Here is a 274-nt window from a genome sequence, read left to right as displayed (position 1 = left end):
CCCAACGGCAACCGGGCCCCCGTCAGTCGATCGAGCTCCGCCACAGCAACCACGCCGGCGCCGGCACTGAACGCACTGAGGATCCAGGAACCCACACTCATGGGTGATGTCACCTTGAAGGTGCGCAGCATGTTCAGGAAGCGCTCAGGCCTGCCAAAGTCCTTGACCAAGGCAACAGCACCCAGCCCTACAGCCCCAAGCGCACCCAGCCGCGCATTCCGGCGGAGCGTGGGACGGCCGGTCAGTTGCCCGCCGAGTCCACGGAGCGCCGAAC

At 66.8% G+C, this 274-nt stretch carries 1 protein-coding gene; it reads right to left on the bottom strand.

All coding sequences use genetic code 11. The annotated features are described in order from the left end of the window. On the bottom strand, positions 1-274 hold a 274-nt coding region (gene nrfD / locus SCA31_RS23375; RefSeq protein WP_410699408.1), incomplete at both ends, for an NrfD/PsrC family molybdoenzyme membrane anchor subunit.

It is taken from the genome of Chryseobacterium sp. SIMBA_028 (genome assembly GCF_046535285.1).
GTDB lineage: Bacteria > Bacteroidota > Bacteroidia > Flavobacteriales > Weeksellaceae > Chryseobacterium.
This window is presented reverse-complemented; position numbering and strand designations above follow the sequence as displayed.